General features: G+C 40.9%; 24 protein-coding genes. 1 reads left to right on the top strand and 23 read right to left on the bottom strand.

The features are described from left to right. Window positions 1–19 precede the first annotated feature (19 nt). From ACOYVE_RS08175 to ACOYVE_RS08070, 22 genes are all read right to left on the bottom strand, one after another. On the bottom strand, window positions 20–673 hold the full coding sequence (locus tag ACOYVE_RS08175; protein WP_422881512.1) for a rhodanese-like domain-containing protein: 654 nt from the start codon (window positions 671–673) through the stop codon (window positions 20–22). An 8-nt stretch (window positions 674–681) separates the two neighbouring features. Then, complete coding sequence (locus tag ACOYVE_RS08170; protein ID WP_422881511.1) at window positions 682–1,284, bottom strand: YeeE/YedE thiosulfate transporter family protein; 603 nt, start codon at window positions 1,282–1,284, stop codon at window positions 682–684. Beyond that, entirely contained in the window at window positions 1,281–1,853 is a 573-nt protein-coding gene (locus tag ACOYVE_RS08165) for a YeeE/YedE thiosulfate transporter family protein (protein ID WP_014856443.1), read from the bottom strand. Before ACOYVE_RS08165 ends, ACOYVE_RS08170 begins: the two co-directional genes overlap by 4 nt. Window positions 1,854–1,876: 23 nt before the next feature. Then, window positions 1,877–2,824, bottom strand: coding sequence for an NrfD/PsrC family molybdoenzyme membrane anchor subunit (gene nrfD, locus ACOYVE_RS08160; RefSeq protein WP_014856442.1), 948 nt, complete (start codon window positions 2,822–2,824; stop codon window positions 1,877–1,879). A gap of 7 nt (window positions 2,825–2,831) precedes the next feature. Next, window positions 2,832–3,371 carry a 4Fe-4S dicluster domain-containing protein gene (locus ACOYVE_RS08155; RefSeq protein ID WP_014856441.1) on the bottom strand — a complete coding sequence of 180 codons (540 nt, stop codon included), beginning with the start codon at window positions 3,369–3,371 and terminating at the stop codon, window positions 2,832–2,834. 1 nt (window position 3,372) lies between these two features. Next, a complete protein-coding gene (locus ACOYVE_RS08150; protein ID WP_014856440.1) occupies window positions 3,373–5,571 on the bottom strand; it encodes a molybdopterin-containing oxidoreductase family protein in 2,199 nt (732 codons plus the stop codon). A 2-nt stretch (window positions 5,572–5,573) separates the two neighbouring features. Beyond that, window positions 5,574–6,014 (bottom strand): MerR family transcriptional regulator, encoded by a 441-nt coding sequence (locus ACOYVE_RS08145; protein ID WP_014856439.1) that lies wholly within the window; start codon window positions 6,012–6,014, stop codon window positions 5,574–5,576. A 230-nt stretch (window positions 6,015–6,244) separates the two neighbouring features. After that, window positions 6,245–8,929: a DUF4405 domain-containing protein gene (locus ACOYVE_RS08140; RefSeq protein WP_014856438.1), complete on the bottom strand. Its 2,685-nt coding sequence runs from the start codon at window positions 8,927–8,929 to the stop codon at window positions 6,245–6,247. Further along, window positions 8,922–9,305, bottom strand: a complete 384-nt coding sequence (locus ACOYVE_RS08135) for a ubiquinol-cytochrome c reductase iron-sulfur subunit (protein WP_014856437.1) — start codon at window positions 9,303–9,305, stop codon at window positions 8,922–8,924. Before ACOYVE_RS08135 ends, ACOYVE_RS08140 begins: the two co-directional genes overlap by 8 nt. 16 nt (window positions 9,306–9,321) lie before the next feature. Beyond that, window positions 9,322–9,927, bottom strand: coding sequence for a molybdenum cofactor guanylyltransferase (gene mobA, locus ACOYVE_RS08130; protein WP_422881508.1), 606 nt, complete (start codon window positions 9,925–9,927; stop codon window positions 9,322–9,324). Between the two features lie 48 nt (window positions 9,928–9,975). Next, the gene (locus tag ACOYVE_RS08125; RefSeq protein ID WP_014856435.1) at window positions 9,976–10,542 is read right to left on the bottom strand and encodes a hypothetical protein; all 567 of its coding nucleotides are present in this window, start codon (window positions 10,540–10,542) and stop codon (window positions 9,976–9,978) included. A 76-nt stretch (window positions 10,543–10,618) separates the two neighbouring features. Then, window positions 10,619–11,203: a hypothetical protein gene (locus ACOYVE_RS08120; RefSeq protein WP_422881507.1), complete on the bottom strand. Its 585-nt coding sequence runs from the start codon at window positions 11,201–11,203 to the stop codon at window positions 10,619–10,621. After that, complete coding sequence (locus ACOYVE_RS08115) at window positions 11,200–11,892, bottom strand: ribonuclease H-like domain-containing protein (protein ID WP_422881505.1); 693 nt, start codon at window positions 11,890–11,892, stop codon at window positions 11,200–11,202. The genes ACOYVE_RS08120 and ACOYVE_RS08115 overlap by 4 nt, the downstream gene beginning before the upstream one ends. Window positions 11,893–11,929: 37 nt before the next feature. Further along, window positions 11,930–12,961: a threonine aldolase family protein gene (locus tag ACOYVE_RS08110; RefSeq protein ID WP_422881504.1), complete on the bottom strand. Its 1,032-nt coding sequence runs from the start codon at window positions 12,959–12,961 to the stop codon at window positions 11,930–11,932. Continuing rightward, window positions 12,945–14,585, bottom strand: coding sequence for an apolipoprotein N-acyltransferase (lnt, locus tag ACOYVE_RS08105; RefSeq protein ID WP_422881503.1), 1,641 nt, complete (start codon window positions 14,583–14,585; stop codon window positions 12,945–12,947). The genes ACOYVE_RS08110 and lnt overlap by 17 nt, the downstream gene beginning before the upstream one ends. Then, the gene (locus ACOYVE_RS08100) at window positions 14,582–15,208 is read right to left on the bottom strand and encodes a DedA family protein (RefSeq protein ID WP_422881502.1); all 627 of its coding nucleotides are present in this window, start codon (window positions 15,206–15,208) and stop codon (window positions 14,582–14,584) included. The genes lnt and ACOYVE_RS08100 overlap by 4 nt, the downstream gene beginning before the upstream one ends. Next, window positions 15,208–15,699, bottom strand: coding sequence for a 2-C-methyl-D-erythritol 2,4-cyclodiphosphate synthase (ispF, locus tag ACOYVE_RS08095; RefSeq protein ID WP_422881501.1), 492 nt, complete (start codon window positions 15,697–15,699; stop codon window positions 15,208–15,210). Before ispF ends, ACOYVE_RS08100 begins: the two co-directional genes overlap by 1 nt. Continuing rightward, the gene (locus tag ACOYVE_RS08090; RefSeq protein WP_014856428.1) at window positions 15,696–15,968 is read right to left on the bottom strand and encodes an acylphosphatase; all 273 of its coding nucleotides are present in this window, start codon (window positions 15,966–15,968) and stop codon (window positions 15,696–15,698) included. The genes ispF and ACOYVE_RS08090 overlap by 4 nt, the downstream gene beginning before the upstream one ends. Window positions 15,969–15,971: 3 nt before the next feature. After that, entirely contained in the window at window positions 15,972–16,907 is a 936-nt protein-coding gene (locus tag ACOYVE_RS08085) for a DMT family transporter (RefSeq protein WP_014856427.1), read from the bottom strand. Next, entirely contained in the window at window positions 16,897–17,808 is a 912-nt protein-coding gene (gene era / locus ACOYVE_RS08080) for a GTPase Era (protein WP_014856426.1), read from the bottom strand. Before era ends, ACOYVE_RS08085 begins: the two co-directional genes overlap by 11 nt. Before the next feature lie 183 nt (window positions 17,809–17,991). Beyond that, complete coding sequence (locus tag ACOYVE_RS08075; RefSeq protein ID WP_014856425.1) at window positions 17,992–18,492, bottom strand: anti-sigma factor family protein; 501 nt, start codon at window positions 18,490–18,492, stop codon at window positions 17,992–17,994. After that, window positions 18,489–19,055 carry an RNA polymerase sigma factor gene (locus ACOYVE_RS08070; RefSeq protein ID WP_014856424.1) on the bottom strand — a complete coding sequence of 189 codons (567 nt, stop codon included), beginning with the start codon at window positions 19,053–19,055 and terminating at the stop codon, window positions 18,489–18,491. The genes ACOYVE_RS08075 and ACOYVE_RS08070 overlap by 4 nt, the downstream gene beginning before the upstream one ends. A 126-nt stretch (window positions 19,056–19,181) precedes the next feature. Here ACOYVE_RS08070 and ACOYVE_RS08065 point away from each other — a divergent pair, with 126 nt between their 5' ends. Then, window positions 19,182–19,556: a DUF6249 domain-containing protein gene (locus ACOYVE_RS08065; protein WP_014856423.1), complete on the top strand. Its 375-nt coding sequence runs from the start codon at window positions 19,182–19,184 to the stop codon at window positions 19,554–19,556. A 513-nt stretch (window positions 19,557–20,069) separates the two neighbouring features. Here ACOYVE_RS08065 and ACOYVE_RS08060 read toward each other — a convergent pair. Further along, window positions 20,070–22,265, bottom strand: coding sequence for a S8 family serine peptidase (locus tag ACOYVE_RS08060; protein WP_226991000.1), 2,196 nt, complete (start codon window positions 22,263–22,265; stop codon window positions 20,070–20,072). Window positions 22,266–22,388: the final 123 nt, after the last annotated feature.

Below are 22,388 nucleotides of genomic sequence, written 5' to 3'. Positions count from 1 at the left end.
TAAATAGCGGCTTTACAGATTAACAGCCCTCTCTTTTCTTTCCTTTTGCCTTGTTCATATTAACTGCAGGGAGCGTAAGTTTTGGTAACGATTTTTGATTTTTCGGACGTGTAACTGATACAATTCCATTATCGCCCGATGCGATTCTCGGTTCGCCGCCGAAATAAAAACTGACCTGTTTCATTTTCTCGAATTCCGTTTTTTCTTCTTCCGAAGCGTCCGCTTTCAGCGTAGGATAAAGAACGCTTTCCTGCCAGCCTTTCATACCGCCTTTCAGAATATAAACATTTTTGTAGCCGGCGCTTTTCAGTAAAAACCACGCTTCCGCCGTAAGGATATCGTCGTCGCCGTATATCAGTATCTTATCGTTTTTCATCAATCCGGCTTCCAGTACTGATTCGGAAGAAACGTTCATTGCGCCCGGGATATGATATTCATTGAATTTATTTTCATCCCTGACGTCTAGCACAATAAAATCTACTTTTCCTTTTATAATCCATTCCGCCAGTTCAACCGGCCGGACAATATTTTTTTCGTTTCTGATTTCGAGCGAAATTTCCTTTGCATTTATTTTAAGATGTCTGTTATCCGAAGGGCTGCCGATAATCAGTGCAAAGAAGCCGAGCAGAAGCGCAAGAACTGCAAGTTTTTGCGGAGTTGATATTTTATTCATCCAAGATTTCATTCTATTGCTCTCCCGGATTTTGTTTTCATAATTTTTTCCGTCCATTCAGCGAGAAGGAAAGCGCCAAGCGCGATGACTACAACCAGAAAGACAACCATTCCGTGCGAAAGCCCCAGGAAATCGGGCAGGGTTACTCTGCCCATGGCAGTCGAATAATAAAAATCGGTGATGTATGGATAAATTTCGCCGAAGACAAAGATACCGAAGAACATGCCGAGGAAATAAATCATGCCGTCGATTCTACCCGTAGACGAAGAAACAACTGAAGTTCCCGGGCAATAGCCTCCGATAACGAATCCGATTCCGAGCAATAAACCTCCGATCAATTGAGGCATCAAATAAGTGTCGGAAATATAGACCAAAGACAAATCGAGCCAACCGATCCATCCCAGGTAAAACAGTCCGAGCATGGCGGTAACTATTGCGGTAAACATAACTTTCAGAACGCGCATATTATACAAATAAAATTGAGCGGCAAGAATTCTGGCATTTCCGAATCCGCCCCGTTCGAGCGCGAATCCGAAACCGATTCCGATAACAAAAGCGATTACAAGACTGAAATCGAAGCCGAAATAATCGAATTTATAAAAGGGCATCATAACCATTGCCTCCTTACAAAATATGCAGTTAAATATCCTCCGGCAAACACCGCCAGCATAAAGACCCAGCTGCCGAGACCCAGCAGGGCGCCTCCGGTCAATGCCTGACCGCTCGTGCATCCGCGCGCCAGCTTGGCGCCGAAGCCCATAATTGCTCCGCCCGTGAAAGCGTAAATCAATCTCGTCCTGTTGCTAACGTTCGGACCTTTCTCGATAGTTTTTTTGACGCGGTGCGCCAGACTGCCCGACAAGAATCCGCCGATAGCCACACCGATAACTTCGAACAATAGCCAATCTTTAAGCGGATTAGTAGAGCCGTCGCCCAAATAATTCTTATAAAATTCATTTTGCGAAGCATGCTCGGGAGCCACTTTCGACACTCCGACAGCGACAAGCGTCGAAGCGGCGCCCGAAGCTCCGAGTCCTCTTCCCATAATAACAAAAGCCGCCAGAAGCGCCAACCCCAATCCGAAACCGACCAGATAAGGATTCGAGTACGGTTTTGGCATAAAAGTTTTTTCAGCGGTTTCTACTCTGCTTTCGGCAGATATTCCAGTTACCGTTTCCATTTAATTTCTCCTTTTGCTAAATATCACTTAAAGTGCGCATTTAAATAATGGCTGTACTGCCCCGCATAAACTATAATGAATCGCAGAATCAGTCCGCCTACAATAACCAACACAGGCGCAACGGGAGTATGTTTTATTTTGTGATTTACAGCCATCAACTGAATGATAAGCGGTATAACAATACCGATGCCGATAACGAAGACCCAGAAAGCCGGCGCATAAATTCCGCTTATTAACAATTTTGCCGCTTCAATATGAACGCCCGACGAAGTAGTCAATCCGATAAGCAATAGCGCAAACACAAATAATTCAATCGTAAGAAAACCGTTGTCGGCTTTTGCCAGCAGTTCTCTTTCATAAACATTTTTTGCAATCATATGGACAAAAGCAGCGGCGGTGGAAAGCCCCGACACAAGAAACAGAACGGACAATATCGAAGTATTCCAAAGCGGGCGCGAACCCATAGTGCTCAACAAAACGCCCGTATAAATTCCGAGCATTCCGCCCAGCAGCATATTTGCCACTCCAATATTTTGTATTAAACGCTGGCGGGAATTTATGTAAGTTGTAATTTTATTCAGCGCGGGAAACTTATCGACAAACAATTTTGGCGGTCCCATCAATAAATTTGCTATAATTACAGGGTAAACCAATATTAAAATCCAGGCGCCCCACGACATAGGCGACGTAATTCTGAATGTCGTATAAAGCCTCCAAACGTACAACTTATGCTCCAAATCGAGAAAGAGCGCAAACATACCCAGACTGAGAAGGATCAGACTAATTAAAGGCAATGTGTAACATGCGCAGTTGGTTTCTTTGTATCTTTTGCTGAACAAAAAGTAACCCGAAATAATCATCATTCCTGCGACTAAACCGCCGAGGAATAGATACACGGGGATTTCCCATCCCCATACGTGGGTATACGGGTCGATTTGAAAATTATGTCGAGTGGTTGTCAGTTCCTGCATAATCTCCTCAGATTAAATAAAAAATACGAGGTTTCGTACCTGCTTCGGGTAATAGAGTATGATATTTTCTGGAAGCAAGCAATTTACTTACTTCGCTTTCGGGGTCGTCTAAATCGCCGAAATGCATGCAATGAGTCGGACAAACAGAAACGCATGCCGGGTCTTCGCCTTTTTCGACTCTGTGTATGCAAAAAGTACATTTATCGGCGTATCCTTCAGGATGAATAAACCGGGCGTCGTAAGGACAAGCAGCCACACAGGCTTTACAACCGATACACATATCGTGGTCTACGAGTACCACATTGCCCACATCGTGAACATGGCTCGCGCCTGTCGGGCAGCAGGAAACGCACGGCGTATTATCGCAATGATTACACCGCTGCGACTGAATTTCCAGATGAACATCCGGATATTTACCCGTTGTAACCTGCACAATCCAATCTCTGTTGTATCCTTCGGGCACATTGTTCTCCGTTTTGCATGCGACCACGCAGTCCATACAACCCACGCACTTTTTAGTATCGATTACCATCGCATATCGAGCCATGTTAAACCTCCGTCACAAAAGTTACAAAATTGACATTCATACCGGTTCCTCCCATCAAGGGGTCGGTTTTATAGCGGGTTATAAGTTCGGAATTGCTGGCTCCTTTCATGAACGCTCTTTTGAGCATTTTGGAATTATGACCGAAGCCGTGCACCATATAAACGGAATCCGGTCTTATTCGCTCCGTGGCTTTTACTTTTATTTTATTGCTCAGAACTCCGTCCTGGTTTTTAAGGCGAACATATTGACCGCTTTTCAAACCCCATCTGTTTGCCACGTCGTTGTTGATCCAGATTTCGTTTTCTTCCATCATATCCATTAGAATCGGATTAGACTGAGTTCTCGAGAACGAATGAACCGGCGCTCTTCCGAACAGTAGACGGTAATATCCAGGAGGCGGATCCTCCGGTTTTTCGTATTTGGGCACCGGGTCGAATCCGGCTTGCTGTAACTGAACGGAATAAAATTCGACTTTTCCCGAAGGAGTATAGAATTCCGGTTCAATTCCGTCCTCTACGTATATCGGTTGACCCGAGGCGGTAACAACGCCTTCTTTCTTCATCAAGTCGAGGCTAAGCCCTGCTTTTTTAAGTCTGTAATCGAGATATTCTTCAATATTCTTCCACGGATAATATTCTTTAAGACCCAATTTTTCAGCCAGTCTTTTTGCAATCCACCAGTTCGGTTTTTGATCGGCTGGCGGATCGACAACAGGCTGTCGCAGCGAAACAAAAGGTTCTCTGAACGGGGCAGTATTTAATTCGTCGTATCGTTCGAGGTAAACCGATTCCGGTAATACAACGTCAGCCCAGCCGGCAATTTCGCTCGGGATTACGTCTACGACCACAAGGAGATCGAGATTTTGAATAGCCTTAATAGTTTCTTCCTGATTGGGCAAAGCATGAATCAGATTCGTCGCATAGATGAACCATCCTTTAATCGGATAAGGTTCGCCTGTAATTGTAGCTTCGCGAATGCCCGTTGTAATTTCTTCTGATGCGAAAGGATATTTATGACCGGGATTGTCGAGTTTATCTTTCTCAGGTTTCGGATAAGGCGGATAAGGATAAGCTGGCACCGGGAATTTTGCGGGGAAATAAAATCCGCCTTTTCTGCCCCAGTTACCGAGCAGAGCGTTCAACAAAGCGATTGCTCTCATTCGTTGAGCGTCGTTTCCGTACCAGGTTGTATGGCGGCCTGGATGAACCAACGATGCCGGCTTGTGCATTGCCATTGTCCTGGCGGTTTTCCTGATTAATTCGGGTTCAATTCCCGTTTCGGGATAAGCCCATTCCGGAGTATATTGTTTAATTTCTTCTTTGAACTGTCCGAAACCGAATCCGTATTTACCGACGAATTCTTTGTCGTATAAGTTTTCGGAAACAATAACGTTCATCCATGCAAGCAAAAGAGCTGTGTCGGTTCCGGGTTTAATGGGCAGGTAGTATTTGGCTTTTGAAGCGGCAACTGAAAAACGCGGATCAACGACAATAATCGTGGCGTCATTTTCAATTGCTTTGGCAAATTCCTGAGCCTGGGTATTGTGCATATTCTCGCCCAGGTGAGAACCGATCAGAGTAAGGCACTGGGCGTTTTCAATGTCGGTTTTTTCCGGCGAGCCGATTATATCGCCGAAAGTGAGTTCGAAACCGACGTCGCGAGGACCGCGGCATTGAGCAAACGAAGGCGCGCCGAAATTAATCGCGCCGTAAGCTTTCAAAGTGTGCTTTAGAAATGTGCCGCCGATTCCGTGAGAAAACATTGCAACGGATTCGGGTCCGTACTTTTCTTTGATGTTTTTCATTTTGGAAGCGATAAAATCGAGCGCTTCGTCCCATGTAACTTCTTTCCATTTTTCTTCGCCTCGCTCGCGCGTTCTGATCAACGGAGCGCGCAGTCTGTCCGGGTCGTAATGCGCGCCAACGCCGCCGGTGCCTCGCGGGCATAATCTGCCTTTGCTCAACGGATCTTTCGGATTGCCTTCGATCTTCCAGAGTTTTCCGTCTTTTACATACGCAATGGCGGCGCACTTCCAGAAACAGATATCGCAAAAAGTCGGTATTTTTTTAATGCCTTTGACGTCTTTTGAGTTAACTTTGCCCGCTCCTTTAATCACCGGACTCAAAGCGCTTGCAGCCGCTGCGGCTCCAACGCTGAAACCCGTTATTTTAAGAAAGCGTCTTCTTGAAATCGAATTCATTTTTACCTCGATATCGATTTGATCAATTCTTTTATTTCGCCGCACTGTGTATATTTATTGTATACTTCACAACTACGGCATTCTTTTTTTGCGCATATTGTACCGGGATGATTTAAGCTCCAGCACGGTTCTCCGTGTGATTTATATGACTTACAATTTTGGCGGTCTTCTTCGGAACAGTTTACAATTTCCCAGCAGGGTATCAAGGAATAGATGCTTTTGATACCGTTGATGCTAATCTTCGAATCGTTGATTGCCCTGCGGATACACTCGATTCTTTCGATATCGGCCTTCGAAAAAAGGCGCTGGTTCGATTCCTTCTTAAAAGGAATTATCAAGCCTTCTCTCTCGTACATCCGCAGTGTGTGAACTGAAACGCCGATAATTCTGGCCGCTGTGCCAATCGGAAATATCGGTTCTTGTCTGTCTATCTGATCAAACATATCATCCCTTTCATTGTGCTATATTTATAAATATCAACTATCCTGCCATTTAATAAAATAGCTAAAATTAGATTTTTAGATATAGTTTTTGCTGTTATTAAGAATTTTCGACATTAAAGTATTTTAGCTTTGAGAAATAAAAGATTTACGCTCTTTTTATTCTATTAGAAGAACAAAAAGGTTTTGATTATGGCTAATTTTGGTAGGATAAAAATTATAAAAAACCCATTTTAGTCGGGAATTATACATTCAGGCGAGAGTTTATTGAGCAGATCATCAAAATTTTCAAGAGATTTTTTCATAATTTGAGAATCGGAGGGATGGCAGGTCAAACAGGCGCCCACCCTCAATACCTTCTTTTGCTCTTCAAGATTAAAAGGACGATAATTTTTCCTTGTGGCTATATCTGACTTAGGCTCTCTTAAAAAATCGATCCAGGCATCCTGTGGTAAGTTATCATAAACCGACGGAGCATAATCAGGAATAAATATCCATTTGCCCGATTTGTCAAGGGCTAACTTTCCCCTGCCGTATCCGACAGCCAGCGGATTAATATGACACGACTCGCAACTTCTGGCTTCTTTACGGATTGTATGAGAAAACGCAGGCGCATATAACCTCTTGAAAATAATTTCATCGTTATGAGTTCTGTTGTCCCTGTCGATGCTTATAATCATTCCCGGCACAAACGTCGTTATTCTTCTTACGTTTTCCGATTCTACGACTCCTAATACAGGAGGCTCGGAGAGATATTCTCCGGCATGTTCAATCCATTCGCCTACTGTGATTTTCTTTTCGAGGTGATCGTAAGCTTTTGAAGTTTTGTCGTATTCCGTATGGCATCCGATGCATTGCGTTGCCCAGGAAGTATGGCAACTTTGGCAGTCGAGGTCTTTATGAGCTTTATCGTTAGCGCATTGTTTTAACGGCCGACGCGCTTCCGATATTTCACCGCTCGCTTTTTTAATCAACATTATTTTGCCGTTGTCCTCAAAAACGTTCGGAATCGGCAAACTGTTTTTTTCGGCAAGAAGATAATTTTTCGAAGGGTCGAAATTTCTCAGCTCCGAAATCTTGCGGGATTCATAATCAAATTCTTCGACTTTTAACGTTTTCCGCCCTTCGCCGCTGTGGCAATCCGTGCATTGAATTTTGGTTTGCAGTTCTTTGTGAGCATAATTGTTGCCGTCTCCCATAATTTCCGACGAAAGATGGCAATCGATGCAAAGCATTCCTTTTTCGGAATGAACGTCGGGCGTCATTCTTTTGAATATCCTGCCGTCTTTAAGCCTGCGCATATCCGCAGCATCGATTAATGTTGAATCGTTAACTTCAGCCCAGCCTTCATAATTTGTGGAAATTCTGCCCGACCTCGAATGGCACCCGAAACAGTTTTTATTGTTATCGGGAAGTTTCAATGAAGGATGAAATTGATGAACGAATCCATCCTTATTTTTATTATAACGGATTAATTCATCATAAGCTTCCGGCGAATAATCCAGGTGACATGCAAGACAACCGCCTCCCCTCGATTCTTCGTCTATTTCTCCATATTCAGTCTTCCCATTGCCAAGATGACAGGAAGCGCATAAATTCCGCAAATGTTTTTCAGCCGGGGAAAATCCGATTTCGGAAATTCGTCCGAGTGAATCCGGCGACTCCAATTCACCGAACACAAACTTGTTCACGCTTATCATTCCGCTCAATGTAGTCATTATCGAATTATTTACACGCGGCACTATATCAGGATGACATTGCGGAGAACCGCATGAATATTCGACGTTTGACAGATTGCCCGGAATTAATATCATATTTTCGTGAGCGTTCTTTTTATTCAGCGTAAAAGGATTGCCGCGATGGCATGAATAACACCCGAGCGCCGAAATGTCGTGGGACGCTGCCAATCCTTTTATACCAGAATGGCACGTTACACACCCTTCGTATCTGTTGCCGGCTTTTCGAAGGTTTTCGTACGTTGAATCATTTGCTAAAAATATTTCCTTCAAAGAAATTGCGCCGTTATAACCGGAGTTATATTTATCATTCAGTCCGACTTCGAAATTCCAGTTCTCTCCCCTGAAATAAAAACCGATTATCGAAAGGAATATGTATATTACAAAAAGCAACGCCAAAGTTTTTTTCAGGAACAGATTAATTTTCTTTACCGTTAATCGCAGCATATAAAGTATTAAAAGGAGAGAAACCGCCAAGGATAAAAATATTTCCGGATAATTTAACCAATGCAGGAGCTCCTGTACTCCCACAAGATACCATGGACCTTTGACAACGGAATTAAATCCGTCGTGAATTAACGGCGGCAGAATAAATCCCATAATAATTGCCGCTATTGCGCCTAAGAATATCGATTTGGACTGAGGCCAGTAACTTTTAACATGCTCTATTATGAACAGCAGCAGAAATACGGTTGCGGTTGCCGCATGATGAATGTAGAGCAATTGAAGGTCGTCGAACTTTCCCATAAAAAGATACGATACGCCTCCGCCGACAACCGGTATTTTTTGAAGGAGAGAATTAAAGATACTGTGCGCTTGGAGACTGTCGGAGTCTGCTTTGAGTATAAATCCGCTCAACATTAAATATACTACTAGAATAATACTGACTGTAAGTCGCAGCCATACGGCTTTAGAAACTCTGCATTCGGTCGACAATCTCAAATGATCCCAGAAGTGAAGTACGGTAAAAACTAGAAAAAGCTGCGAACTCCAGTAATGCAGGCTTCGCACGAAATTAAAGCGAGGCAGAAGCAATATTTGAGTTACCGATTCATACGGATTTCGTACGTCGTAAGGAATAGCCAGCAATATACCGCTTACAACGGCAATCAGAAACATGCCGAATGCAAGCTGACCGAATGTAATTCCCAAAATTCTCAAATATTGTTTTTGGTCAGACATAGACGTAAAGGTTCTTAGATTTTTTATCCGCATGAATTACGAGTTTATTCAGCGATTTGACTGCCGGTCCTTTAATCGCTTCGCCGTTAAAATTATATTCTGAGCCGTGGCAGTTGCACACAATTTTATTATCGATTTTTCTGTTTAATAAACACCCCAGATGCGTGCATATTGCTTCAAAGGCTTCGAGGGATTTGCCGCGCTTGACGACAATAACATTTCCGACAAAATTGACGCCTTCGTTCAAACTTCCGGGTATAATAACTTTTCTGACCGCGCTTTGCTTTTTTTTATCGTCCGCCGCCCATAAGCCGATCAGTATGAGAAACAAGCCGAAGATTTTATTCGCAGTTTTAAAAAATTTTCTTCTTGTCATTTGAATCCCGTAAAAATCAAAACAAATTTTGTCGTACAAAATCGAAATCCGCAACCGTCTTTATTTCAAACAACAGATCGCGGAAATAAAATTTTTCGTAATCGATATCGATAATATCCGCCGTAATTCTGTCGATGAAATTTTCAAAATGAAACGTAAATTCTTTTTTCCCGCGATATAAATTCATGGCTTTAATATTATCTTCCACAATTAGATTCAACAAAGGTAAAATTGATTTTGAAAAAATGCCCGTTTGATAGCAAATTTTCTTTCCGGAGGAAACCAATAGATTCCCCTGTTGCGTTTTCATGAATTCGATAAAGCCATCCGAAATGAAAGGAAGAAGACACGTAGTTATGAATATTCCGGGAGCGTCGATATGAGTCAAAGCGGAATAAACGGCCGATATAATACCGAGCCCCTCGGCTTTGTTTTCGATTGCGAACTTAAAATTATATTTCTCCGCCAAAGTATCCGGAGCAATAATATAAACTTTATCGAAATGCGATTCGAGGCGAGCGCGTATTATTTCCAGCAAAGTCCTTTCGTCTATTTTAAGATTAGCGGAACTTAAGTGTATCTCTTCGCCGGGAACGTATATGACGGCGTTTTTAATACTCATAACAGACGGACGATAATAAGGCGGGTAGTTTGGTTAATGCCCGCCTCGTTAAATATGATGCCATATTATTTCGTCTTTATTAAAATCGTTATCGTCGAAAGCGCCGTGCATCAGGATTTTTTTAATTTCTTCTTTGCTCATGCTTGCCGTCTCTTCCAATTGTTCGAACAATTCCCCGATATAACCGCGGATGATATAGAAATTCCCCAGATCGAAAAAATTATTTAATATCGTAACATATTCCATTATCAGTGAAAAATCGATTTCCCCTTCCTCGTCGCCGAAACCGAACAGTTCTTTCTTCCATGCAATGAAACTCCAGAAAACCTTTTTGGTAATGTAAAGCGCATAATTTACTTCGGTAAGAGGAAATCCTTCTTTGAATCTTTCGGCGCCTACTTTTTCGAAATATTTCTCCGCTTTGTCGTTAGATGCGCCCGTCTGCAGCCATTCGATTAAATTTTCGAACACCCGTTCTTCGCGCGCTATTACTTCTTTTTCCGAAAGTCTTCGGTAGTTTTTCATCAATTCGGTTTTCTTTATCTGTTCGTAATAGGCATGCGAGATCTGTGGAAGATTATCTCGTATAAATTCGATGATATTTGTAAAATTCATTTTTCCCTCCTAATATTTGTCTCAATATAATTGTTTTAATTTAGGAGGTCAATAAAATTGAGTTGCGTTCAAACGATTAATTGAAATTGTATTCCTTGAATACAATATAAAGTGAATCAGGCGACTGATATTCTACGAGCCACTCCGATTTCATTGCCATTTCGACGACAGTTCGAGTAGCTTCCAAAGGCGAAAGAGTTGAACTGACAATTTCGCTTTTAACCGGTTTGCCTTTATAATCGATCCAGAGCTTCAACAACAATCTGCCTTTCGCATTTATATTTTCCGGAGGGACAACTTCGCTTATCTGGACCGGCGTAACATAAATTGGAGCGCGAATGATATTTTTTGCATCGACATGCTCTTTATTGACGCTGTCTGAGTATGATATTTGAACATCGTCAAGTAAATCAAGTTCTTCGCTAGTTAGTCCAAAATTCAAATTTACTTTTACGGGTCTTTTCGAAAATACTTCTTCGCGTTGAGCAGTATGAGGTATCGGTATCAAATTGATGATTGCGTTTTCTAAGGCCGAAGGAGATTTTTCCTCCGGTTCTACGGGCGGAATTGAAATAAAAATAATTATAGTAATTAACAGACTTAGAGCAATCGCCGTTTTGATATTTCTGGAATATTCTCTTCTGGAATATTTATAGTTCATCGTTCGTCGTATAAATATTTTTTCCATACTTTATAAAGTTCGAACGTAGCCCGTACGTCACGGCTGCAGTAGACGGCAATTTCTTTGATTCGCCCCGCCCTGTATAACTGGTTAACTTCCATTCCGGTAATTCCTTCGGATTTGGGAGATTCGATACCGAACGAACGGCAATAGAAATCAAGATTGAATTTTTTGGTAAGCCCGTAAAATGTAAATTGTTCCAAAAGGTCAATATGCAAATTCGTATCGTAACGGCGCGCTATAAGATTCCTTGAGGGTTTTATTCCCAGTTTTGCCGAACGCAGCATCAGAAAAGGGATATCGAAAGCTCTGCCGTTGAATGTAATTACGCTCTCGACTTTATTGACATAATTCCAGAAGGTATTTAACATTTCAACTTCGGACATGCCTTTGTAATTTATTGTTCCCTCTTCGTTCCGCCACTCTTCATTATCTTCCGATTCAAACAAAATCAAGGAATGCTCGCTCTCGGTATTCAACATACCGATAACAATAACTTTTGCCGTGAAGGGATAGAGATTGAGAAAACGTTTGGCTTCTTCGATTTTTTCCGCTCTCAGAATTTCGTCTTTTTCCTGTTCCGCATATCTTAACAGAAATTCCTGCTGCGATTCTTCCAGACTTTCGAAATCGTAAGCGGTAGTTTCGATATCGAATACGAGGTTCATTTCGACCTCATAATTTCGACGCTAAACTAATAAATTATCAGGCAATCTGCTCGATAATTTTTGCGGATTCGATTATATCTTCGTTGTCGACGTCCATATGAGTAACGGCTCGAATGCCTCCGACTTTTCCCGCTCCTAATAACAGTCCTTTTTCATTACACTTTACAATAAAATCGTCCGCGGAAACTCGCAACGGAGAGAACATAACGATATTCGTCTCGACAAGCGAAGTATCGATTTTTATGAATTTATTTTCGGCTAATAGTTCGGCGAACTTTTTTGCTTTCAAATGATCTTCTTTCAGTCTTTCTATATTGTTTTTAAGCGCGTAAAGTCCCGCTGCCGCTAAGATTCCCACCTGTCGCATACCGCCGCCCCATGCTTTGCGAACCCGGAAAGCTTCTTTGATCATTTCTTTTGTGCCGGCTATTATCGAGCCGACAGGAGCGCCCAGCCCCTTGGAAAGGCATACGGAAACGGTATTGAAATATGCGGCGTATTCAGACGGTTTGACGCCTGTTTCCACATAAGCGTTCCATATACGAGCTCCGTCGAGATGCATTGCCAGATTATATTTCCGCGCCAATTCGGATATTGCTTTGATATTTTCAACAGGATTAATCGTACCGCCGGCTCTGTTGTGAGTGTTTTCAATTTCGACAACTTTTGTGCGGGCCATATAATACGCGCTTTCGGGACGAATAAGCGGCTCAATTTGATCGGCTGTAAAAATTCCGCGTTTATCTCCTTCAACAAGAGAAAGTTGTAAACCGCTGAGCGCCGCCGGCGAACCGGATTCGTATTGAAATATATGAGAATCTTTTTCGCATATCACTTCGTCGCCAGGACTCGTTAAAACATTCAGACAAATTTGGTTGCCCATTACGCCGCTCGGCACGTAAAGAGCCGCTTCTTTACCGAGTAATTCGGCTGCGTACTCTTCCAATAAATTTACGGTAGGATCTTCTTTATAAACATCGTCTCCCACTTCGGCGGCGCACATAGCCTTTCTCATTTCTTCGGATGGTTTTGTGACGGTATCGCTTCTTAAGTCAATTGCTTTTTTCATTTTTTATTACCCTTTTTATTAAAAACATTACAATTACAATTCCAGATATCATTAATGAAATCGAAGGAAACAGAAGCGGATAGCTCGTAAAAAAAGTTTTATCGTTTCGTAATTCGGCGTTACCCGCAAGATATGTTCTTTCAAAAAGACCGGTTTGCGAAATTGTCCTGCCGAGCGGGTCGATTATGCAACTGATTCCGCCGTTAGCCGCTCTAACTACAGCGCGTCTGTTTTCGACCGCTCTCAATTGCGCAAATTCTTTATGCTGAAACGGACCGCTCGAATAACCGTACCAACTGTCGTTGGTAACGACAACAATCAATTCAGCGCCTTTGTCGACAAACTTTGACACAAAATACGGGTATATCGATTCGATACAAATAACGCCCGCAACTTTGAAATATTTATTCGGTTCGAAAATTTTTATTTCTTTACCGACGTTCCAGCTCGATATTCCGACCTGCCAGGTAATTAATTTATCGAGCAACGGCAACTCCTCCAAAAAAGGAACTCTTTCGCCAAACGGCACCAGCATTATCTTGGCGTATTTTTCAACATCTCTTTTGAAAGGCGAGAAGAAAAGTATCGAATTGTAAGAAGTATATTTTATGCCGCCGGCTGTTTGTTTTGCATCTTCGGGGACAGTATCGTCCTCATAGAAAAAGTTGATGTCGGGCATTCCCGTCATCAAATAGACGTTATTCCGGTCGCAGAATTCATGAATTTTACGGACTTCGTTTTCATAATTTCCCGACAGCAGATAAACAGGCAAAGCCGATTCCGGCCAGACGATCAGTTTTGCATTTTCCCGCGCAGCTTTTTCCGACAATTTCAGGTATATTTCCAACTGTTCATCCAGATTTCCAGCTTCCCATTTTTTCCATGGATTGAAGTCGGGTTGAATTAATCCTACTTTTATCTTCTTTCCGGACTTTTCGTATGAGCTTACTTTCAGAGAGCCGTAGACAATAACCGCAATGAAAACGAGCGACGCCGCCGTTGAATAATAGACAAATAACTTTTTGTTTCTTCCTCTTTCTTTAATCGACAGATAGATAAAAACATTTATAAATAATATTATTAACGTTAATCCGTACGCTCCGACGATGTCGGCAATCTGTATAAAATAATTGAATTTAACGACGCCGTTCCCTAAAGCAAGCCACGGAAATCTGAGATCTGTAACCGAGTAAAGAAATTCAAAAGCGAGCCAGAAGAACGGGAAGAGCAAAAGCGATATTTTCTTTCCGAACGTTTTTTTAGAAAAATAGTAGAGGGTCGAAGGAATCAGGTAGAGAGCCGGATTGACAAACAGCAACAGCGCTCCGGAAATCATCAGAAAAGGATCGGCTTCTTTTGTCCAGCTGCCCACCCAGTATAACGTTACAAGACTGAAAACAAAATTCATCAAATAACTGATTCGATTGATTTCTCCGAGAGAATTACGGTTTTCTATTACTTTAAAGTACGGTATAAAAGCGAAGAAAATGAAAACCGGAACGGGAAACGGCGGGAAAGACAAACCGAGCAATAATCCGCTGAGGATAACCATAAGTCGTTCTTTCTTTAAAGCGGATTTTTGCCGGGGAGTAAGAACCGCTCTATACTTCTTAAAAATTTTCATGTACTTTCGTCTCTGCGGGTTTTATTTTTCTTTTTTCTGTAATATACAATAAACGCAATTGCAACCGCCGCCAACGTCGCCATTAAGCCGACGTTGGAATAAGTGTTCAAGATCTTATCAATCAGTTCTATGTTATTTCCTATAGTATATCCCAGAATGGCGAGCAGTATATTCCACAGCAATGAGCTCACAAAAGCATAGACGATGGTTTTCGAAGGCTGCAGTTTATGAAGACCGGTAAAAAAGCTGATAACCGCCCGTGTGCCTGGTAAAAAGCGGTTTATAAGTATCAATTTATAACCGTATTTTTCGAACCATCTGTCGGCTTTGTCGAGCGATTCTTTTTTAATAAACTTAAATCTGCCGTTACGAATAACCCCGTCGCCCAATTTTCTGCCGATATAATACATTATAATGTAACCGACGCCGCTGCCTACGCTTGCAATCAATACCAGAGGTACAAAATCGATCGTATTATTCGCAATCAAGGTGGCGCCGAGCACAACCACAAAATCGCTGGGTGAAGGCGGGAAGATATTTTCAATAAATCCGAAAAAAAACATCGTAAGATATATTAAAGCGGGATCGAGATTGGCAATGTATGAAATAATTTCTTCGAGCATTAAGATTCTTTCCTCGTAAGTAGAACTGTGGCATAGGCGGCAATGCCTTCCTTTCTGCCCGTAAAACCGAGCCGTTCGGAAGTAGTGGCTTTGACCGAAACTCTATCGGATTCGATTTTCAATACCGAAGCAATTTCGTTTTGCATCAGCGAGATATAAGGAGACAACCGGGGTAATTCCAGAACAAGCGTCGAATCGATATTATTTACAATGTATCCTTTACCGTTAATCAAATCATTTGACTTGGCAAGCAATATTTTACTGTCGATATTTTTGAATTCCTGGCTTGTATTCGGGAAATGCTTGCCAATATCGCCCAGAGCGAGAGCTCCGAGCATCGCATCGCAAATTGCATGCAACAAAACATCCGCATCCGAATGACCGTCCAGACCGAATTCATAAGGAATTACAACGCCGCCGAGCACCAATAACCGATCTCTCGAAAAACGGTGCACGTCGAATCCGAAGCCGATTCTGTAATCTTGTTTCAATATCTTATCTCGAATTTTGTGAATTCATTTTTTGGTTCGAACCATTTTATAAAAGCATTTTTAACGTCGGACATCGGAGGCCCGATCTTAATCAGATTGAACAATTCTTCTATTTTATATTCTTCCCCTTCCACCACAGTAAGGACTTCGCCGCTGAAAAGATTTTTGACGTAGCCTTTGAGTCCCAGTTTTTGCGCATGGCGCAGAACATAATATCGGAATCCTACGCCCTGTACGAGTCCGTTCACGATAATTTCTGCGCGTTTCATTTTTTAAGTTTTCTTTCCGCCGTTAAAATAATAATCGTAGATTTCTGAAATTATCAGTCCGCCGAATATAAAAACGCCGCCAATCATTCCAAAATTACTGATTTTTTCGTTGAGTAAAAAGTAAGCGAACAGCGCGGCAAAAATCGGCTCGAACGAATAAATAATCCCCGCTTTCGTGGGGCTTACTTCTTTTTGAAATCTTGTCTGCAATCCGAAATTAACAAAAGTAGCCAACACCGACGTATAAAGAATACCGTTTATCAAATTCCCGTTAATATTCAGATAGAGACTTTCAAAAGAAACGGAATGAAAGAATATGGCTGTTATCCAAGCAAGCGCCGCCACGGTAATCAATTGCGCAAAAAAGAGGAGCCAGAAATCATGACCAGGCGAAAGGATATCCATATAAACCACATGAAGCGCGAAAAAAAGCGCGCAAATCAATGTCAGATAATCGCCCGTATTAAAATCCTTACCGAATTCCGCCAGGAAACTCGAGGGAGCGGCGCTTCCGCTCGACAGAAAAATTATTCCGACGAAAACTAGCGCCGTTCCCATCAAAGCGCCTTTGGTGGGCTTTTTCTTTTCAATCAACAACTGTAATGCGGGAATCATCACAACAAGCGAGCCCGTAATAAAACCCGATTTGGTCGCAGTAGTATATTTTAATCCGGCAGTTTGGAAAGCGAAACCGAGGAACAGAAAAAATCCAAGCAAAAAGCCGGAGCGCAATGCGGAACTGTTCAATTGATAACGCTTAAAAAGAAGAAACGTAAATACCAGTAACGAAGCAATTGAAAAACGCGCCGCGATAAAAAGCATCGGAGTAATATCATTTAAAGCTTCTTTAACGATAACAAATGTTCCGCCCCAGATAATTGTCATTAACAGCAGGGCGCCTTCTCCGATAAAATGAGCCGGGGAAAATTTATTTTTCATCTGGTTTGATATAACCGAATGATTTAAGCATATGCGGATTGGAACGCCATTTTTCTCTTACTTTAACGAAAAGTTCCAGATAAACTTCCCTGCCGAGAAAAGCTTCGATGGCTTCGCGCGCTTTTCTGCCGAGCTTTTTAATCATTTCGCCTTTGGCGCCGATTATTATCGGTTTTTGAGTTTCTTTTTCGACTACGATAACCGCCCTTATATAATCTTTGGCGTTTTCGCGTTCTTTGAATTCTTCGATTACCACTTCAGTACTGTAAGGAATTTCTTCCTGGTACATTTCGAATATTTTTTCCCGAATAATTTCCGAAACAAAAAATCTTTCGTTTGCGTCGCTCAATTGATCGTCGGGAAAGTACTTCGGATGCTCGGGCAAATATTCGAGTATAGTATCGATAACGGTTTGAAGGTTATAATTCGCCGTAGCCGAAATCGGTATTATTTTTTCGAACAAATCATTTTTTTCGAGCTGTCGAATAAGGGCTTCCACTTCGTTTTGTGAAACCAAGTCGACTTTATTAATAAGCAGAATTTTTTTAATCGACTTGTCTTTAAGGAGATTATAAACCCTTTCGTCCGAAAGCGTGCGTTGCCCCGTAGGGTCTGTTGAAATATCGATCATAAACAAAAGTAAATCGGCATCCTTAACGGCTTCCGTAATGTATTCATACATTCTTTCCTGCATTAAATATTCGGGATTGAGAATTCCCGGCGTGTCCTGAAAGATAATTTGATAATTTTCGTCCGAAAGAATTCCGATAATTTTTTTACGCGTTGTTTGAGGTTTATTGGCTGTAATCGACAGCTTTTCGCCGATTAACGCATTCATCAAAGTCGATTTTCCAACATTCGGTTTTCCTATGATCGAAACGAAACCCGCTTTTACGCTCATAGTCTTCCTTTTTTTACACACAAAAATAATAAATTATATAATGCTCTGACAGTTATTAACGACAATACTCGAATAAACATTCAATAGGAATCAGGCTTTACCGAAAAGCAACTCAAAATTTACTTGCGCTGGAATTTTAACATAAATACAGGGGGAAACGAAATTGTTTATTAAGCTTGAAGATCAGAGGTCTTTAAGCTTTTTGCGGAAACGACGATGCGTTTCGTTCAACAAATAGAGAATCGTCAACGCAATCAATGAAACCGAAGCGCCGAGAAGGTGGAACAGTTTATTGCCGGCGATAAAATTTATACCGTTTGAAACGTCCCTCAAAATCCCGGTTAACGCGCCTGTATTGTCGATTGTTTTGTAACTGTAATAAAAAGAAACGGCGAGAATGCCTAACATTACGGTCAAAAATAAAGACAATATCGTTGGAGTAACAAAATCTTTCCGTACTTTTTTGACCGCTCCATTTTTAGCCAATGCCGCGGCAAATTTTTCCGAAAAATCACGCGGAGCTTTTTCGTAATCCATTCGACGCATTAAAACATCGACGGCTTTCAGAGCTTTCAATTTTTTTGCCGTCGTTTCATCTTTTTCCAGCAGTTCTTTCAACTCATTGATTTTATTCGAGTCGGCAGATCCGTCGATATAGTCGTTGAGCAATTCATCTATGTTCATAATATCTCCTCCTGATAATTATGCTTTAACAGCAAATCTCTCAGTATATTTCTGGAACGATGCAGCAGCACTTTGGCATTCACAAGCGAAATATCCATAACGCGACTTATCTCGTTGAGCGACAACCCGTCGATATAATAAAGAATAAGAACCAGCGCGTTTCTTACAGGCAATTTATCTATTAGTTTCATTAAATACTCTTCCGGATTTTCTGCTTTGGCGTAAATTTCGCGATCGTAACTGATAAGTTCGGGCATGTCCTCAAGCGAAGCCATCTCTTTTTCGATCTTCCTTTTTTTCGAAGCGATTACGCTGAGAGCGGTATTATAGACAATCCTGTAAAACCAAGTGGAGAAACTGGCTTCTTCCCTGAATTGAGTTAAATATCTGAAAGCTTTCAGGAAACTGTCCTGAAGCGCTTCCTCTGCGTCCATATCGTTCTTCAGCATTCGTTTGAGCAAATTAAAAGCTTTGTCCTTGTACCTGTCTACAATCAAAGTAAAATCGGCGTCGTTGCCCCGTTTAACCGATTCGATTATTTCTATGTCGCTTAGATTTTTCATCGCATATTTAGACGTGAAAAGGAGTATTCCGGGTTACAATTTTTATAAATTTTTTTTGTAACCTTTCAAACGTCAATATATGTCAAAAGAGGTAGAAAAAAAACTTATTACAATGCGGAGGATAAAATGGAAGGCACAATCGCTTTATTTATACCGATAATATCAATTCTCGTAACAGGATTGGTAATTATAATGTATTTCTATTTCCGTTCGAGGGAAAAACAGTTAATGATAGAAAAAGGGCTCTCTTACGAACAGATGATAGAATTAATGCGTTATAAAAAGAACGGCTACGGTTTGTTAAAAGCCGGAATCATACTGGTCTTTTTCGGATTCGGATTGGGATTGGGAATGCTTTTCGAAAACGCGACGGGTTCGGAGGAATGGATACCGTTCATGATTTTTGTGTTGACCGGTCTGGGATTTGTAGCGGCTTACATAATGGGAAGAAAATACGAGAAGGCGGATAAAGACGAAGAAGACGCCGGCGCTGCGAATTAATCAAATCATATTAACGGGGCAGTCCGGAATTACGATTTAACGGATGATTACGGACGCCCTGATTTTATTTTAAATATTCCCAATTAAGCATTTGTATAACTGCATCCTTACGCTCTAACTGCGAGCTTGCCTTTGCGAGGGAAAAGCAAAATGCAACCGGCGAAGCAAACTCAAATTAAACCTCATAGCGCGCCACGGATGCAAAGATCATGGTCACTCTGACCCCGCCGCAGGCGGAGGAAGAATCTCCAAGTCAGTTAAGTAAATCAAATTGTCATACAGATTCTTCGTCGTTCCGTCTACGTCGGATCTCCTTAGAAAGACAAATTACAGCGTTCGCAATATTCAATACAATGGTGAAAGTAAAATTAATACTTTATGTCTTTCTGAACCCGCCATCGGCGGGTGTAGAATCTCTATCTTTAAACCCCCTAACTCCCGCACGAAGAACCTCCCTACCGGTAGGCAGGCGCCCGGACCTAAACGCGAATATGGCAATACTTGTAATTTAACCTACTTCGCCAGCAACATCTTCTTAACTGCATAATTATTCCCCGCTTTCAACGTGTAAAAATATATTCCGCTCGAAAGTTGATATTCATCTGCTGAAAATTCCACACTGTAAGTTCCTGCTTCCTGATATTCATCTATAAGTGTTGCTATTTCCCTCCCTAAAATGTCATAGACTTTTATTGTTACCAAACTTCTTTCCGGTAATTGATAACTGATTACTGTTGATGGATTGAATGGGTTGGGATAATTGCTGATTTCTATTTTTGAGTTCGAAATTTTACTTATAACTTCTTTCTTCTCTTTTTCTGTTTCATATCCTAACAACTTTAACTGATTCTCTGCTAATTCTATCAAATTCTTATCCGAACTATTTTTTACTATTTCATCAAAACATTTTTTAGCTTTATTTACTTCTTTCAGATTATGTGCATATATCAATCCTCTGGCATATAAAGCATCATTAACAAAATTTTTATTGGATTTTTCTTCTTGTATTATTTCATCTGCAATAGATAAAGCTGTGAAGAAGTCTTCCTTTTTAGAATAATAATCTATCATGTATCTCTTTGCTAAGTTTCTTATTTCATTTCTTATGTTTACATTCTTACTTATACCTTCAAGAAAATCCTTCATCGATTCATAATCTTCAATTCTTCTGAAACAATGAACTGCTGTGGTAAGGACAGCTCCTGAAAGATTTGAATCAGTATTCCTTTCAATATAATTCTTCAGTCTGTTTGTTACACTTACATATTCATTTCGAAATTTCTCTTTATTAAATTTTCCACTCCGTGTTATATCATCATTTACACGATTTGATAAATCATATAACATATTATTAATCTCTTTGAATTCCCCTTCGACTGGTTCATTCCTTATTTCTGTGTTTATGTTTTCTGCAGTGCTGCTCCTTTTCGGTAAAGTACAAACATTCGCTCCATTAACTTCTACTGTGCCATAGTTCTGGAATATTCGTGGTACTCCATTATCATAATAACATCCCAGTGCATAAATATATCCGCCGTACCCTGCTGTCAAATGATATCCTGATATGTTGCATAGTTCATTATAGTATAAACTAAGGTTTGAGTTATAAGCAGATACAACTCCACTGCTGTTTTCATAAAATATATTTCCGGAATTTAAGTAACACCAGCTGTTGCTTGCATAAAATCCTGTTGAAAAATTCCAGACCATTGTGTTAAACATATTTCCCGGATTATAATCCGTGTTGTAAAGACTCAATCCTGTTCCTGAGCCGTTCCCATAAATATATACATTATTAAATACTGGAAATGTGCAGTTGTTCAAATAGATTGCATTGCACTCTGTTCCGAATATTTGCAGACCTGGAGAATTAGTCGCTGTTATAGTACCATTGATTATCCCACTGTAGATTGAAATACTATTTTTGTTAGATATGTTTAAGTTTTCGTTGTATGGTCCGCCTACTATATGAATTTCATCTAACTGACCGGCATTATCGATTGCTGATTGAACTGTACTGAATAATCCTTTATAGCTTGATGAATATGTATTTTTCAACTTTGCTCGCAAGCCGTTTATTGTTGCTCCATCTTCCACATGTATTGTGCCACCAGTGGAAATGATTGAATTAGTACCCAAATATATAATTGCACTTGAAAGGATAGTTAACCTGGCACTGCTAGGGACGAATACATTCCCAGTTAAGTTGATTGTTCCAAACCATATTTCTTCACTTGGCAAAATTCCATTAACTGTAGTATGATTTATTGCATTAAGTGCTCTGTAAGCATTAATTCTTCCCCAGCCAGTTTCATTATCAAATCCATTAGTGTTTACATCATCAGCAGTATAACAAATAATTTTACTAACTTCTTCCTCTGATAGATTATTATTTAGAGATAATATTAATCCAGCTAAACCAGCGACTTGTGGCGCTGCTGAAGAGGTATTCTGAAAATAACCGAAATAATCTCCACTTTTTAATCCTGCATCACCAGAAATATCTGTTGAAAAAATATTACTTGGTGCCACTACATCTAATTCTGGACCATAACTGCTGATTGGTACTCGGATGTCATTTGAATCTATTGCTCCTACTGCGAGTACCTTTGAATATCTTCCAGGGAAAGTTATACCTTCACTTCCTTGGTTACCAGCAGATTTAACAAATATACAACCCTTACCATCACGACCATACGTAGTTGTGATCTTGCCCCCATCTTGTAGACAGACAGAAAAGCAACTATATTTAAATTAAAACAAATATAGGAGAACACTAAGATGGGACAAACAAGAAGAACCTACGACAAAGAGTTTAAGCTATCGGCAGTC

The sequence above is a fragment of the Melioribacter sp. genome (assembly GCF_049325435.1).
Taxonomy (GTDB): Bacteria; Bacteroidota; Ignavibacteria; order Ignavibacteriales; family Melioribacteraceae; genus Melioribacter; species Melioribacter roseus.
Note: the sequence above shows the minus strand (reverse complement) of the source record. Positions and strands in the feature narration are given on the sequence as shown.

What these genes read in the sequence shown, in the direction of transcription:
- ACOYVE_RS08175 (WP_422881512.1), bottom strand. Translation starts at nt 673, where the DNA reads ATGAATAAAATATCAACTCCGCAAAAACTTGCAGTTCTTGCGCTTCTG.
- ACOYVE_RS08170 (WP_422881511.1), bottom strand. Translation starts at nt 1,284, where the DNA reads ATGATGCCCTTTTATAAATTCGATTATTTCGGCTTCGATTTCAGTCTT.
- ACOYVE_RS08165 (WP_014856443.1), bottom strand. Translation starts at nt 1,853, where the DNA reads ATGGAAACGGTAACTGGAATATCTGCCGAAAGCAGAGTAGAAACCGCT.
- nrfD (WP_014856442.1), bottom strand. Translation starts at nt 2,824, where the DNA reads ATGCAGGAACTGACAACCACTCGACATAATTTTCAAATCGACCCGTAT.
- ACOYVE_RS08155 (WP_014856441.1), bottom strand. Translation starts at nt 3,371, where the DNA reads ATGGCTCGATATGCGATGGTAATCGATACTAAAAAGTGCGTGGGTTGT.
- ACOYVE_RS08150 (WP_014856440.1), bottom strand. Translation starts at nt 5,571, where the DNA reads ATGAATTCGATTTCAAGAAGACGCTTTCTTAAAATAACGGGTTTCAGC.
- ACOYVE_RS08145 (WP_014856439.1), bottom strand. Translation starts at nt 6,014, where the DNA reads ATGTTTGATCAGATAGACAGACAAGAACCGATATTTCCGATTGGCACA.
- ACOYVE_RS08140 (WP_014856438.1), bottom strand. Translation starts at nt 8,929, where the DNA reads ATGTCTGACCAAAAACAATATTTGAGAATTTTGGGAATTACATTCGGT.
- ACOYVE_RS08135 (WP_014856437.1), bottom strand. Translation starts at nt 9,305, where the DNA reads ATGACAAGAAGAAAATTTTTTAAAACTGCGAATAAAATCTTCGGCTTG.
- mobA (WP_422881508.1), bottom strand. Translation starts at nt 9,927, where the DNA reads ATGAGTATTAAAAACGCCGTCATATACGTTCCCGGCGAAGAGATACAC.
- ACOYVE_RS08125 (WP_014856435.1), bottom strand. Translation starts at nt 10,542, where the DNA reads ATGAATTTTACAAATATCATCGAATTTATACGAGATAATCTTCCACAG.
- ACOYVE_RS08120 (WP_422881507.1), bottom strand. Translation starts at nt 11,203, where the DNA reads ATGAACTATAAATATTCCAGAAGAGAATATTCCAGAAATATCAAAACG.
- ACOYVE_RS08115 (WP_422881505.1), bottom strand. Translation starts at nt 11,892, where the DNA reads ATGAACCTCGTATTCGATATCGAAACTACCGCTTACGATTTCGAAAGT.
- ACOYVE_RS08110 (WP_422881504.1), bottom strand. Translation starts at nt 12,961, where the DNA reads ATGAAAAAAGCAATTGACTTAAGAAGCGATACCGTCACAAAACCATCC.
- lnt (WP_422881503.1), bottom strand. Translation starts at nt 14,585, where the DNA reads ATGAAAATTTTTAAGAAGTATAGAGCGGTTCTTACTCCCCGGCAAAAA.
- ACOYVE_RS08100 (WP_422881502.1), bottom strand. Translation starts at nt 15,208, where the DNA reads ATGCTCGAAGAAATTATTTCATACATTGCCAATCTCGATCCCGCTTTA.
- ACOYVE_RS08090 (WP_014856428.1), bottom strand. Translation starts at nt 15,968, where the DNA reads ATGAAACGCGCAGAAATTATCGTGAACGGACTCGTACAGGGCGTAGGA.
- ACOYVE_RS08085 (WP_014856427.1), bottom strand. Translation starts at nt 16,907, where the DNA reads ATGAAAAATAAATTTTCCCCGGCTCATTTTATCGGAGAAGGCGCCCTG.
- era (WP_014856426.1), bottom strand. Translation starts at nt 17,808, where the DNA reads ATGAGCGTAAAAGCGGGTTTCGTTTCGATCATAGGAAAACCGAATGTT.
- ACOYVE_RS08075 (WP_014856425.1), bottom strand. Translation starts at nt 18,492, where the DNA reads ATGAACATAGATGAATTGCTCAACGACTATATCGACGGATCTGCCGAC.
- ACOYVE_RS08070 (WP_014856424.1), bottom strand. Translation starts at nt 19,055, where the DNA reads ATGAAAAATCTAAGCGACATAGAAATAATCGAATCGGTTAAACGGGGC.
- ACOYVE_RS08065 (WP_014856423.1), top strand. Translation starts at nt 19,182, where the DNA reads ATGGAAGGCACAATCGCTTTATTTATACCGATAATATCAATTCTCGTA.